Origin of the sequence: Streptomyces genisteinicus (assembly GCF_014489615.1) — a bacterium.
GTDB lineage: Bacteria > Actinomycetota > Actinomycetes > Streptomycetales > Streptomycetaceae > Streptomyces > Streptomyces genisteinicus.
On record NZ_CP060825.1, the window covers coordinates 3,865,689 to 3,879,120 of the forward strand.

General features: G+C 73.7%; 7 protein-coding genes. 1 reads left to right on the plus strand and 6 read right to left on the minus strand.

Annotated elements, in window-relative coordinates:
• Nucleotides 1-44: 44 nt before the first annotated feature.
• From IAG43_RS16785 to IAG43_RS16800, 4 genes are all read right to left on the minus strand, one after another.
• On the minus strand, nt 45-350 hold the full coding sequence (locus tag IAG43_RS16785) for a DUF6191 domain-containing protein (RefSeq protein ID WP_187741536.1): 306 nt from the start codon (nt 348-350) through the stop codon (nt 45-47).
• Nucleotides 351-673: 323 nt separating this feature from the next.
• Nucleotides 674-5,851 (minus strand): DNA repair ATPase, encoded by a 5,178-nt coding sequence (locus IAG43_RS16790; protein WP_187741537.1) that lies wholly within the window; start codon nt 5,849-5,851, stop codon nt 674-676.
• Between the two features lie 456 nt (nt 5,852-6,307).
• The gene (locus tag IAG43_RS16795) at nt 6,308-8,425 is read right to left on the minus strand and encodes an SPFH domain-containing protein (protein WP_187741538.1); all 2,118 of its coding nucleotides are present in this window, start codon (nt 8,423-8,425) and stop codon (nt 6,308-6,310) included.
• A 191-nt stretch (nt 8,426-8,616) separates the two neighbouring features.
• A complete protein-coding gene (locus tag IAG43_RS16800) occupies nt 8,617-9,261 on the minus strand; it encodes a hypothetical protein (protein WP_187741539.1) in 645 nt (214 codons plus the stop codon).
• A gap of 266 nt (nt 9,262-9,527) precedes the next feature.
• On the opposite strand from IAG43_RS16800, the gene IAG43_RS16805 reads away from it, so the two are divergent.
• A complete protein-coding gene (locus IAG43_RS16805; protein ID WP_187741540.1) occupies nt 9,528-10,580 on the plus strand; it encodes a PucR family transcriptional regulator in 1,053 nt (350 codons plus the stop codon).
• A gap of 66 nt (nt 10,581-10,646) precedes the next feature.
• Here IAG43_RS16805 and IAG43_RS16810 read toward each other — a convergent pair whose 3' ends face one another.
• Together IAG43_RS16810 and IAG43_RS16815 are read right to left on the minus strand one after the other, a co-directional pair.
• Nucleotides 10,647-11,222, minus strand: coding sequence for a TerD family protein (locus tag IAG43_RS16810; RefSeq protein ID WP_187741541.1), 576 nt, complete (start codon nt 11,220-11,222; stop codon nt 10,647-10,649).
• Nucleotides 11,223-11,415: 193 nt separating this feature from the next.
• The gene (locus tag IAG43_RS16815; protein ID WP_187741542.1) at nt 11,416-13,377 is read right to left on the minus strand and encodes an ABC transporter permease; all 1,962 of its coding nucleotides are present in this window, start codon (nt 13,375-13,377) and stop codon (nt 11,416-11,418) included.
• Nucleotides 13,378-13,432 lie beyond the last annotated feature (55 nt).

Consider the following 13,432-nt stretch of genomic DNA (forward strand, 5'->3'; position numbering starts at 1 on the left):
GCACCCGGCGCCGGCACCCGCCGGCCCGCGGCCGAGCGTGCGCGCTACGCCGGGCCGCGTCCGCCCAGGGGAAGGCGGATCACGGCACGTCCGCCGCCGAGGTCCACCGTGGACCGGTTCGGCGGGGCGCCGTCCTCCTCGTCGTCCCGCAGCAGCAGGGCGCTCTGCCGTTCCCTGAGCTCGCTCTGCTTGCCCGGCGAGAACGTCGCGTGCAGCTGCTCGAAGCCGGTCGCCGACACCTGTCCGCGCCGTCGCCCGCGTCCCGTCGCGCGCAGCACCTGGTCGCCGAAGGCGATCGCCACCAGAAGGATCACCAGACCCGGGAGCGTCATGAAGACAGCGAATTCCATACCCTCAGTCTCCACACCGGACTGGATCCGCGTGGCCCACGGCGAGATCGGGCCCGGGAGCCGGGGGCCGGCCGCCGCACTCCGCGCCTGACTGCGCGAACGGGGCATCGACTGGATGCCCTTCGCCGCAGACGAGGTGCGCTGGGGACGTGCCTGCGCCCCCGGGGAGGACGGCCGGTGGCGCGGCTTCTTCTCCGTGGACGTGCGCGCCGGCGCGCTTCTCCCGCTCGGGCTGCATCCCGACGACCCTCTGGCCCGGCCCGGGGCGTCACCGCCCGCCTGGTGGCATGCCGCCGCCGAACGGGCTTTGACCGCCCACCGGTTCATCCGGCGGGATCCGCCGGCGTACCGCCCGGACGGGTGTCCGGTGCGCTGACCGGGACGGTGGGGAGCCGTCGAGGATCGGCGGCCCGGGTGATCGCGGTCTCGACCGCGCTCAGCCGGTCGGCGAGAAGTCCCAGCGCGGCGACGGCCTTCGTCAGAGGGTCGCCGTCGGGTCCGCCGAGGGCCTGGGCCCGGACGTACCCGGCTCTGATCTCCGACCAGCGGGCGGCCTGGGCCGCGGTGAGCCGCGAGCGCAGCCCCGCCAGCGCGAGCAGCGCCCCTTCCGCGCCGTTCGCCAGGGTCCGGGCCTCGCCCGCGTAGTGGTCGTCGACGACCGCCTCGAGTTCGGCATCGTTCATCACCGGGCTGATCCGCTCCACGATGCGGTTCATGTTGCGGTAGGAACCCTGGAGCCGGAACGGCGGCTCGCCCCGGGTGGCGTCGCTGCTCGCCGCCGAGGCGATGTACGCGCTGTTCACTGCGAGGACGGTGCGCCGTGCGGCGACCACATGGCGGAGGACGGCGAGCACCCGGTCCAGTTCGGCCGGCGCGTAGGGGTGCGCCAGCCGGTCCGCGCGGGCGGTGGCATCGCCCTCCGCGAGCCGGACGAGCAGTTCCACGTCGGCACGGTCGCGGCCGGCGAGGGGAGCGAGCACCGGATGGGAGGTGAGCGCGTTCTCCACGAAACTCAGGGCGAACACGTCCTCCTTGCCGGTCAGCACCTCGCCCAGGTCCCACACGTCGGCGCGGTTGGCGAGCATGTCGGGGATGCGGAAGCGCTGCCCCGACTCGGTGTACGGGTTGCCGGCCATGCACACGGCGAAGCGCTTGCCCCGCAGGTCGTACGTGCGGGCCCGCCCGTCCCACACGCCCTCCATGCGCCGCTGGGCGTCGCACAACGAGATGAACTTCTGGAGCAGTTCGGGGGAGACATGCTGGATGTCGTCGAGGTAGAGCAGCACGTTGCTGCCCGCCTCCAACGCGAAATTGATCTTCTCGACCTCCTGGCGCGCGGTCGCGTTCGGCGCCTGCGCCGGATCGAGCGATGTCACCGTGTGGCCGAGGGCGGGTCCGTTCACCCGGACGAGCGCGAGCCCGAGACGGTCCGCGACGTACTCGACCAGCGTCGTCTTGCCGTACCCGGGCGGCGACAGGAGCAGCAGCAGACCGTTGCTGTCGGTGCGCCGCGACTGCCCGGCGGCACCCATCTGCTTGGCCAGGCTGTCGCCGATCAGCGGCAGGTACACCTCGTCGACGAGCCGGTTGCGCACGAACGACGACATGACCCGCGGCCGGTGCTCGTCGAGGCGGAGCCGTTCGCGCTCGGCGGCGGCGAGCGCCGAGCGGCGCCGCTGGTAGTCCCGGAACCCGGGGGCGACGGACTCGCGGAAGTGCCGGGTCCGGGCGAGGAATTCGTCGAGGCGCACCGTCAGCACCCCTTTCTCCAGGCGCGGATGGTCCCCGAGCAGGCCCTCTACCCGTGCCGCCAGAGGGGCCCCGGAGGTGCGGCGGACCAGGTCGGGGCAGAGCTCGACGGCCGCGGCCTCGGCGAGATCCTCCGCGTCGGCGTCCGGACGCGTGGCATGCGCCCACGACGCCAGCCAGTTCTCGACCACCTGCCGGCGCGCGTCCAGGTCGTCGCCGAGCGCCTGCAGGTCCTGCGCGTACCCCGTGCCGTCCACCGAGCGGTGGAAGCCGTCCAGCGCCGCCCGCACCCGGGCGCCGATGACGAACCCCTCGGCCCCGGAAGCCAGTTCCTCGAAGAGGTAGTCGGCGGCGGGGCCCCCGCCGGGGCCCATTGCCTCGGCCAGCTCGGCGAGGAACGCGCCGATCGCGGGCGCGAGCCCGAAGGTGTCGCGCGCCCGCGCCAGCGCCACGGCCCGTCGGCTCCAGGCGGCCCGGGAGACGTCGTCGCAGCCGTGCGCCCAGAAGAGCTGGGCCGCCGCCCTGGCCCGCGGTGGGTGGCGCAGCAGCCCCGCTCCGGCGTGGAGGCGCACCACCTCCGTCAGGATCGACGCGGCGTCGTGGTCGTGCACACCGCGCTCGTAGCCCTCGTCGTAGGCCTCCTGTGCCGCGCGTCGCACCACGTCGGGGATGTCCGCGTCCGCCAGCGCCCGGGCACCGTGCTCCGCCAGCAGGCGGGCGGCCAGGTGCTCGGCCCGGTAGACGTCCGTGTTCTCGGACGGAAGCGTCTGCTCCCAGAAGGGACGGGTGGCGGCGAAACCGGCGTCGGCGCCGTCCGTGACCGGCGCACGGTAGTCCGTGCCGGTCAGGGCGAAGGCCAGCCCGTCCCCCTGCGGCACCAGCGTCAGCTCGAACGGCTGCGTGTTGACGGTGAAGCGGTGCCGCCCGAGGCGGATCACCGAACCGCCCTCCGCGTACAGGTCGGTGCGGTCCCGCAGCGCGCGGGCCGCCTCCTGGCGAGCGGCCTTCAGCCGCCCCTCCAGCTCCTCCGCCCGTCCGTCGTCGCCCAGTTCGCGCAGCTCGTCCGCGGTGCGCCGTACCTTCGCGGCCATCGGGTCGGACGCGAACCAGGTGTGGATCTCCTCCGCGCTGCCCAGCGTGGACAGCCGGCGCGTGATCGTGTCCAGGACACGCAGTGCCGACTCCGCGAGCCGCTCCGCCCGGCGGGCCCGCGCGTCCTGCAGGGTCTGGCGGCGGGCGGCGAACGCCTCGTACACCTCGGTCCGCTTCGCACCCAGTTCGGCGAGGAAGGCGTCGGACTCGGCGAACCGGGACTCCAGGTTCTCCAGGCGCAGCAGCAGCGCCGACAGCTGGGTGTCGCACGTCTCGGGATCCGCCGACGCGGCGAGCGCCCCGGTCACCGCCTGCCCCAGCAGCGCGGTCTCCGCCGCGAACTCGGCACGGCCCTCGCGTCCCAGCAGCTCGCGCCGCCGCGCGTCGAGCACGGCGCGGGCGCGGTTCACCCCGCCCAGCACCTCGGCGATCCGCTCCAGGATGCCCGTCCGCACCACCGCGTCGCCGAACTCCAGCCCGGTGACGACCTCGGTGACCGTGCGCAGCCCCTCGTCGACCGTGTCCAGACGGCCGCCGACCGGGGCGGTCTCCGCCACCGTGGTGACGGACTCAGCCTCGGCCGTCAGAGCCTCGATCTCCCGGCGGTGTCCGGCGAAGGCGTCCTCGCGCCGCAGAAAGCCCATGGCACGGGTGGCGAAGGAGGCGATGTCCTCCTCCGTCCGCTCCGCGAGCGCGTCGATGCGTGCGGTGTCCGCGTAGCGCATCTCCCCGAGGGTGAGCAGCTCACCCCGGGCGCGCCGCAGGGCGGTCAGCCCGTCGACCCAGCCGCCCGCCGTGCGCGGCGCCTCCCCCCGCAGCCTGCGCACCAGGGTGGCGATCCGGCCCGCGGCATCCTCCAGGGCCTCGGCGGCACGGCCGGTGAGGGCGCGGACCGTCTCGAACTCGGAGACGACCTGCCGTGCCGTGTCCCCGATCGCGTCGAGCGGCGTGCGCAGGTCGCCGGCGTCGGCGTCGCCCAGCCAGTGGTGGCCGTCCGCGGTGCGGGCGCAGGCGGCGAGCAGTGCTTCGAAGACCGCGGTCGAGGGCTCGGTGTCCGTGACGGCGCCGACCAGCGACAGGCAGTCCGAGATGCCGCGGACGAGCTCGGCGTTGCCGATCCGTGCCAGCGGTCCGCGGCCGGCCGGGCGTTGTGCCGCCCAGGTGTCGGTGACGAACGGGGAGTCCCACCGCTGCACGGGGTGGACCCGTCCCGGTCCGTCGTCCCGAGACCGCAGGACGAGGAGAGTCCCGTCGTCGAAGAGCGCGTGGCCGTTGCCGGTCAGCGGTGCCGCCACCGCGGTGCGGATCAGGTTGTACGGCAGCAGCAGACTGCTGCCGCCGGTGCGCGAGCGGAAGGCGAAGAGGACGTCCTCGCCGTTCGGGGAGCGGACCGTGCGCTCGTACGCGAGGGAGCCGAGGAGGCGCTCGTCGATGTCGAACGTCCGCACCGCTCCGGTCGAGGCGAGGGCGTAGCCGCCCGGGAACACGATGCCCTGGTCGTCCGGAAGCCGCAGGCATGCCTGCCCGATCCCGTCGAGCCGGGTGACGGTGCCGGTGACGGCGGAGTGGACGAGGTGGCGGTGCGCCTCCTCCTTGTAGGGACGGACGCGCAGCAGGAGGAGCGAGCCCAGCCGGGCGTACTCGACCTCGGCGTCGGCGAGGGACTGGAGCGCTTCGGCGACCGGCTCCGACCAGATGCCGTCGCCGGTCTCCGTGTCGTTCACGGTCTTCACGGTGAGCGAGCCGCCGACAGTGGAGACGAAGACGTCCCCGCCGACGGAGACGTGGGGATGGCGCCCCTGCACGTGGTCGTCGCGCGTCGTGGCGGTCCACTCGACGTCGTGCGACGGAGGAAGCACGTGGTCGCGGTCGCCCCGGGCGTCGAGGAACCGGGCCCGGACGGCTCCGGCGCCGTCCGTCTCCACGGCCCACCTCAGCACCCGGATGTCGGCCGCGCGGTCACCGCCGCGGTCCTCGGGCCGTGCGGTGCCGCCCGCCCGGAACACCGCCAGCAGCCTGCCGTCCACCAGGCGCAGCCGCAGCAGCCGCGCGTCGCGGTAGTAGCGGTGCAGCGCCTCGAACTCGTGCAGGAAGCCGGGGTCGTCGAGCAGACCGGGGACCGCGTCGCCGGGGAGCCGGTTCAGGTCCGTGTCGTGCAGGGCGAGGACGTCGGAGACGTCCGAGACCTGGCGTGCCGCGGCTGCGGACGCGTCGTAGCCGAAGAGCAGCTTGTCGCCGACGGCGACGATGTCGCAGGCGGTGGCGGCGTGTTCGGTGCGGAGGTCCTCCGTCCCCGCGAGCCGCAGCTCCATCGACCCGAACGTCTCGATCCGGCGCGCGTTCAGCGCCTCGGCACGCCGCCGCAGTTCGGCGGCCTTCGCCACCAGGCGGTCCCGGAGCACCTCGTACGCTCCGGACTCGGCCGCTCCGGGCTGCTCCGCCCCTGTCGCGGGGCCGGCGCTCGTCGCGGTGGTGGAGGCGCCCTGGCCGGCGGCGCCGCCCGCGCCCGCCGGCGCGGGCCCGTCCGACGGGATGCCGCCCCGGGACGCCGTGACCGCGGGCCCTTCGGGCACGGCGGACGGCGCGGTGGCGCGCTCCGGTGCGGCCTGCGCGGGCGCGGCCCCGTTCTGGTCGGGCCGGCGGGTGAGGGGCGTGGTCATGTGAGTGTGCTCGCCTTCCTGTTCCTGCGAAGGGTGGTGCGGTGGCGGCCGCCCGCCGCGACGGTGCGGCCACCGCCGGGCCGCCCGGTGACGGCCCGCACCCGGCGGGCGGGCGGCCGGGTGCGGTGCCGTGGGGTGACCCCGGCCGACCTGGACGTTCTCCGTGAGGCTCCGTCAGCTCGTGGCCTGCGCTGTCCGTGCCGTGGCGTGCCGTGGAGCGTCGCGAAAGCCGTGCTCTGCCTGCCGTGCCGTGCCTGTCGTGATCTGCCTGCTGTGCTGTGACGCCGCGCCGCTGTGACGCCGCGCCGCTCCGTTGCCCGGTCCGCGGAATCAGCGGCATGACCTGTGGGGACCTGGCCGGCGTTCACCGCCCGGCCGGCCCCCGCGGGACCGTGTCCGGCGTCCGGTGCCGCCCACCCCCGTGGGGCGGCACCGGACGGACCGTGGGGCGCGCCGTCAGACGGCCGGCGTGCCGTTCAGGGGCGTATGCGCGACGGACGGTGCGCTCGCGGACACGGGTGCGCGCTCGTCGGCGGGCGCGTTCGCGGACAGGGCACCGATCGTCAGGTCGGACAGACCGAGGCGCTCGACCTCCCGCAGGAGCCCGCTCATGTCCCCGCCCCCGGCGCCGCCCGACCGCATCAGCCGCATCAGCAGGGCGGAGACGGTCAGGTTCTGCACGTCGTTCGTCGACACCGAGCCGAGGATCGTGGTCAGGTCGTCCGTGAAGCGGCCCGAACCGTCCAGCCACGGCTTGGCGAGGGTCTGCGCGGTCTGTGAGTTCTCCACGAAGGAGTCCACGCCCTTGCCCAGCGAGACCGCCGACATGAGCCGGTCGAGGAAGACGGACTCGCCGCCGACGATGCTGATGTCGGCGCTCTCCAGTCCCGTCGCGAGCACCGTGGCCTGCGCCTCGGCGACCTGGCGCTGGACATCGAGCCCGGCGAGCCGGATGTCCTTCTCCGCCTCCAGCCGGAGCCGGTACTCCTCGTGGCCCCGGGACGCCTCGTCGAGCGCGGCCATGGCGGCCGCCTTCTCCGTGAGACCCGCCGCCTCCGCGCGCAGCTTCTCGCCGATCGCCGCGGCGTTCGCCGCGCCCTTGGCCCGTACTCCCTCGGCCTCGGCGAGCAGCCGCGCCTGGGCTGCCTCCGCCTCCGCGCGGCCGGCCTTCTCGATCGCGTCGGCCTCCTTCTCCCGCACCTGCACGGCGGCGAGTCCCTCCGCCGCGGCCTCCGCCTGGACGCCCTCCGCCAGCCGCAGCTTCGCGCGGGCGTCGAGGTCCGCGGCCTTCACCCGGGCCTCGGCCAGAGTGACCTCCTCGGCCGCCCGGTGGACGGCTGCCTGCTCTGCGGCCTCCGCCGCCTTGATGTCCTTGACCAGCTTCTCCTGGGCCTCGGCCTCGGCCGCGATGACGACGGCCTGACGCTCCCGCTCGGCCTCCTCCACGGCGCGCAGCCGCTTGATGGACTCCTCCTGCTCGGCGACCGTACGGTCCACCGCCACCCGCTCGCGGACGACCTCGGCGATCTCCCTGCGCTCCGCCTCGACCTCCTTGTCCGCCGCGATCCTGGTGAGGGCGGTCTCCCGCTCGCGGGCGATGACCTCCAGCATCCGGTCCTTCTCGATGCGCTCGTTCTCGACGGCGATGACCCGCTCACGGTTCTTCTCCGCGACGGCCACCTCGCGGGCCTGGTTCTCGCGCTGGATGCCCAACTGCTCCTCGGTGCGCAGGAAGGCGCTCTGCGCGCGCAGTCGCTCCTCCTCCATGACGCGGGCCGTCTCGGCCTCCTCGCGGGCGCGCACGGTGTCGATCTCGCGGCGCTGCTTGATCTCGGCGTCGGCCTGCCGGCGCTCCAGCTCCAGGATCGCCTCGCGGGCGTCCACGTTCTGCCGGGTGATCTCCTTCTCCTCCGTGCGCTGGAACTCGTTGGTGCGCACGTGCTCCACGGCCGTCAGCTCGGTGATCTTGCGGATGCCCTGCGCGTCGAGGACATTGGACGGGTCGAGCTGGGCGAGCGGGGTCTGCTCCAGGTAGTCGATCGCCGCGTCCTCGAGGCTGTAGCCGTTGAGGTCGGTGCCGATGAGCTGGATGATCCGGTCCCGCAGCTCGTCGCGCTTGGTGTAGAGATCGGTGAAGTCCATCTGCTTGCCGACGGTCTTCAGCGCCTCGGAGAACTTGGCGTTGAAGAGTTCCTGCAGGGTCTCCTTGTCGCTGGCCCGAGCGGTGCCGATGGCCTGGGCGACCTTGATGACGTCCTCCACCGTCTTGTTGACGCGCACGAAGAACGAGATGCGGATGTCGGCCCGGATGTTGTCGCGGCAGATGAGGCCGTCCCGCCCGGTGCGGGTGATGTCGATGGTCTTCACCGAGATGTCCATGATCTCGGCCTTGTGCAGCACCGGCAGGACGACCTGTCCGGTGAAGGTGACGTCGACCGTGCGCATCTTGGAGACGATCAGCGCCTTGCCCTGCTCGACCTTGCGGAACAGGCGGGTGACGACGAGCAGCAGGCAGACGGTGACGAGCAGTACGACGGCGATGAGCACGCCTATGCCCATGGTGATGGCGTCCATGAAAGTCCTCGGAATCCTCGTGCGAGAGGTGGAGCGGGGCGCGGCGGAGCGAGGGCTCCGGGTCACCCCTGGTACACGGGGCGGCCGTGCCCCGGCGAGCCGCCGCCGAGAAGCTGTGGCAGGCGGGCCGGCCCGTGGTGACGGTTACGGGTCTGCGTTCCCGGACCGGTCGTCGGTGCGGACCGCCGGTGTCAGGCGGCGGCGGGACGTCCGATGCCGGGGAGTTCGCCGTACGGCGAGAACGGCGCGACCCAGAAGAACTCGCCGTCCTCGTCGTAGGCGTACAGAAGTCCCGTGGCGCCGAGGGCGAGTGCGGTCTCGTCCTCGTGGTCCATCTGCCGTACCTGTACGACGGCGGTGGAGCCGTCCCGGGCAGTGACCTCGGCCTGACCGAAGCGTCCGTCCACCCGACCGGTGCGAATGGTGCAGGTCTGGCCGACGAAGTCGTGCCGGGACGGCCCGGGTTCGTCGGGGAGGAGCTTGGCCAGTACGCGGACCAGCCGTTTGGTGGCCGTCCAGGAGACGAGGCCCGCCGTCAGGAGCACCGCGCAGGCCACGGCCGCGTAGGGCGCTCCGGTGAGTCCGGAGCGGCGCAGCGGCAGCGAGCCCGCGAGGCTCGTGAACCAGGCGATCGCGACGAGCAGCGACACGGTCACGGTGATCGGCACGCCGCCGAGTCCCGCGGAACCGGCGCCCGCCGCCTCGGCGTCGGAGTCGAACATGTCGTGCCCGGCGGCCCCGAAGAGCACGAGCAGCCAGAAGGCGACGACCACGACGAGGGCCGCGCTGAACAACGCGGCCGGAAAGACGACCACAGCCGACAGGAATTCGTTCATGGATCCGCCCCCGTTCCGACCTTGCCGGTTCATCACAGCGGGGCGTCCCCGCACCCTGCCGCCCGCTCATGGTGTCAGGCACGACGACTTGCTCGCATTGCCGGAATCCGGCAGTCTTAACGCGTTCTTGATGCCGGGTCGGCCGGCGCGGGGAGCGCCGGGGCGGAGACCCTTCCGTCCGTCCGCCGCCCTGCCCCGCGGACCGTCCGTCCGCGGGGGACCGTGACGGAGACGGCCGGAGCGGTGTTCGAAGGGGGAGCGGCACGATGGTGGCGCGGGAGTTGCCGGACACGTATCTCGAGGGTTTCGCGGAGATCCTCGCCGAGGTCGGCAGGACCGGCAGACGCCTGACACGCGACGAGGTGGACGGCCGCCGCGCACTCGGCGAACAGGCGGCGTCGTCGGGGCACGGGCTGCGGTCCCTGGTCATCAGCCATCTTGCGGCGACGCGGGTCGGCTGGCCGGTCACCACCGCGCCGGACCGGGTCCTGGCCGCGGTCGAGCAGGCCGTGGACGCCTTCGCCGAGGGATACGAACGCGCCCAGCGTCTCGCCGTGCGCAAGGAGGAGGCGGCGCGCCGGGAGTTCATCGACGATCTCCTGCACGGGCGCTCGGACCCGGGGCGCATCGTCCAGCGGGCCGAGCGCTTCGGGCTGCGGCTCGCACACGCGCACGCGGTCGGCGTCGCCGAGGGCGTGGAACCGTACGACGACACCCACCCGGTCACCAGGACGGTCGAGGCGGCGCTCTTCGCCCGGTTCGGAGACCGGCGGCTGCTGCTCACGACCAAGGACGACCGGATCATCTGCGTGGTGCCCGGCGACCAGGACGAGGTCGTGAAGTACTTCGCCAAGCAGGCGTACGCGGCGACGGGAGGGCAGGCCGCGATCGGGCGCCCGCACTCGGGCGCGGGAGGGGTGGTCCGCTCCTACGAGGAGGCCCTGAACGCGCTCGACCTCGCCAAGCGCGTCGGACTCGACGAGCCCGTGCTCTTCGCCGCCGACCTGCTCGTCTACCCCGTGCTCGCACGGGACCGGGAGGCCATGGCTGACCTGGTGCGCAACGCGCTCGGGCCGCTGCGCGAGGCGCGGGGCGGGGCGGAGCCCTTGCTGGAGACGCTGCACGCGTACTTCGACGCGGGGTGCGTCTCGGCCCAGGCGGCCCGGCGGCTCAACCTGAGTGTGCGCGCGCTGACGTACCGCCTCGACCGCATCCACCGGCTGACCGGCACCGACCCGGCGAACCCCCAGCACCGGTTCACCCTGCAGACGGCGGCCGTGGGGGCACGGCTCCTGGACTGGCCGGCCAAGGAGCTGTGACCTGCCGGTGCGGACGCCCTCCGACGAGGCGTCCGTACCGGCCGGACAGATCGTGCAGGGGCTGGGTCAGATGTTGACGCCGAAGTCCTGCGCGATGCCGCGCAGGCCGGAGGCGTAACCCTGGCCGACGGCGCGGAACTTCCACTCGGCGCCGTTGCGGTAGAGCTCGCCGAAGACCATCGCGGTCTCCGTGGAGGCGTCCTCGCTCAGGTCGTAGCGGGCCAGCTCGTTGTTGTCGGCCTGGTTGACGACGCGGATGAACGCGTTGCGCACCTGGCCGAAGGACTGGCCGCGGCTCTCGCCCTCGTGGATCGAGACCGGGAAGACGATCTTGTCGACCTCGGGGGCGACGCCCGCGAGGTTGACCTTGATCTGCTCGTCGTCGCCCTCGCCCTCACCGGTGAGGTTGTCACCGGTGTGCTCGACGGAGCCGTCGGGGCTCTTGAGGTTGTTGAAGAAGACGAAGTGCCCGTCGCTGAGGACCTTGCCGCTCGCGTCGACCAGCAGCGCGCTCGCGTCGAGGTCGAAGTCCGTGCCGGTCGTCGTCCGTACGTCCCAGCCGAGACCCACGACGACCGCGGTCAGGCCCGGGGCCTCCTTGGTGAGCGAGACATTGCCGCCCTTGGAAAGGCTGACACCCATGGATATCCCTGCGCAATCCGGCGCGGGCCGCGCCTCTTGACGTTTTCTTTGCCCAACCGAGCCAACGAGCGGCCCGGCGGCCGGGTTCCCCTCCGGCGGAGAATTCCGCCCGATGGCCGGATACGCCCCGTGCGCGAGGTTCCCGTCCCCGGGCACACCCCGGAGGCCGCTGCACCCGACCGCCCCGCTCCGGTCAGAGCGTCACCGTCATCACCTCGGTCGCCTTGACGCCCGCCCACACCGGCACCCCGTCCGCCAGTCCCAGTTCCGCCGCGGCCTCGGGCGTGACCTCGGCGACCAGGTCCGGCACCTGCTCCGAGCCGACCAGGACCCGCAGCCGGCTGCCCGACGCGGTGACCTCGCGGACGACCCCCGGCCAGACGTTGCGCGGGCTGCCGCCCGGCCGTTCCCGGTGCAGTGACACCGCCTCCGGCGCGATGATCGCCAGCGCGGACGCGCCGACGGGCGGCGGCTCCGCAGCCACGAGCGCGCCTCCGCCCGCGAGATCGAGCCCGTGCGCCGTCGCGGTGCCCGCCCAGGCGTTGCGCCCCAGCATGCGCGCCACCCAGGGCGAGCGCGGATGGCGGGTGACCTCGGCCGGCGGTGCGTCCTGAACGGCCCGGCCCTCGTCGAGCACCAGCACCCGGTCCGCGAGCGAGACGGCCTCCACGGGATCGTGGGTCACGATCAGGCAGACTCCGCCGAACGTGACGAGGTGGGTGCGGAGTTCATGGCGGACCCGCGCCCGGGTGGTCTGGTCGAGCGCGGCGAGCGGCTCGTCGAGCAGGAGCAGCCGCGGCCGGGTGGCGAGCGCCCGCGCGAGCGCGACCCGGCCTGCCTGCCCGCCGGAGAGCTGCGACGGCCTGCGGCCCGCGAGGTGCCCCACTCCGAGCCGGTCCAGCCACCGCTGCGCGCTGCGGCGTGCTTCGGCCCGTGCCACGCCCTGCGCCCGCAGCCCGTACGCGGTGTTGGAAAGCGCCGTCAGATGGGGGAACAGCGCACCGTCCTGCGGCACCCAGGCGACCCCTCGCCGGTGCGGCGGCAGGGCGGACACGTCCTCCTCGCCGAGACGGAGCCGTGCGCGGGAACGCGTGGTGAGACCGAGCAGAGCGCGCAACAAGGTCGTCTTCCCGGCCCCGTTGGGGCCGACGACGGCGATGGTGGTGCCCGGTCCGGCCTCCAGAGCCAGCTCGTTGAAGCCGGTGAAGGCGGCCTCCAGCCCCCACCCGCCGTCCCGCGCGGCGGCGCGCTCCTCCGGCGCCCCCGCGGCGGTGGCCTCCCGCTCCGGCCCCGGCTCCGTGTCCGCCGGGGGCGTGCGGCCGGACGTCCGCTCCCGGGGCGTCCCGGTCCAGCGCCCCCGCAGCGCGACCAGCACCGCCATGGCGATCACGAGCAGCAGCAGCGACACCGACGTCGCCGCCTCCGGCCGCTCCTGGAGGAGCAGGAAGACCTGGAGGGGGAGCGTCTGCGTCGTCCCCGGCAGATTGCCGGCGAAGGTGATGGTCGCGCCGAACTCGCCGAGCGCCCGCGCCCACGTCAGGGCGGCCCCCGCGAGGAGGCCGGGCGCCACCATGGGCAGTGTCACGGTGAAGAAGACCCGCACCGGCGAGGCTCCCAGCGAGGCGGCCGTCTCCTCGTAGCGCGGCCGCAGTCCGCCCAGCGCGCCTTCCAGACTGATGACGAGGAACGGCATGGCGACGAACGTGGCCGCCAGCACCGCCCCCGAGGTGTGGAAGGGCAGCGTGACGCCGAACGTGTCCTCCAGCCAGGGCCCGAGCAGGCCCCGCCTGCCGAACGCGAGCAGCAGCGCCACCCCGCCGACCGTCGGCGGCAGCACCATCGGAAGAAGGACCAGCGACCGTACGACCGCCTTGCCGGGGAAGGGCACCCGGGCGAGCAGCCAGGCCAGCGGCACCCCGAGCACCAAGGACAGCCCGAGTGCCCAGAACGAGACCACCAGCGAGAGACGGAGCGCCTCGGTGGTCGCGGGATCGGTGAGATGGGCGCCCAGTTCGTCCCACTCGGTCCGGACGAGGACGCCGGCCAGCGGCAGCACCAGCAGTGCGACGGCGAGCAGGGCGGGGACCGCGAGCAGGAGCGGCGTCCGCGTCCGCCCGCCGGCGACGGGCCTGACCGCGGCACGGCGGAGCTTCATCGGACATCCCGTTCTCGCAGAGGTGCGGCCGCTGTCCGTCCCCCGGTCCGGTGCG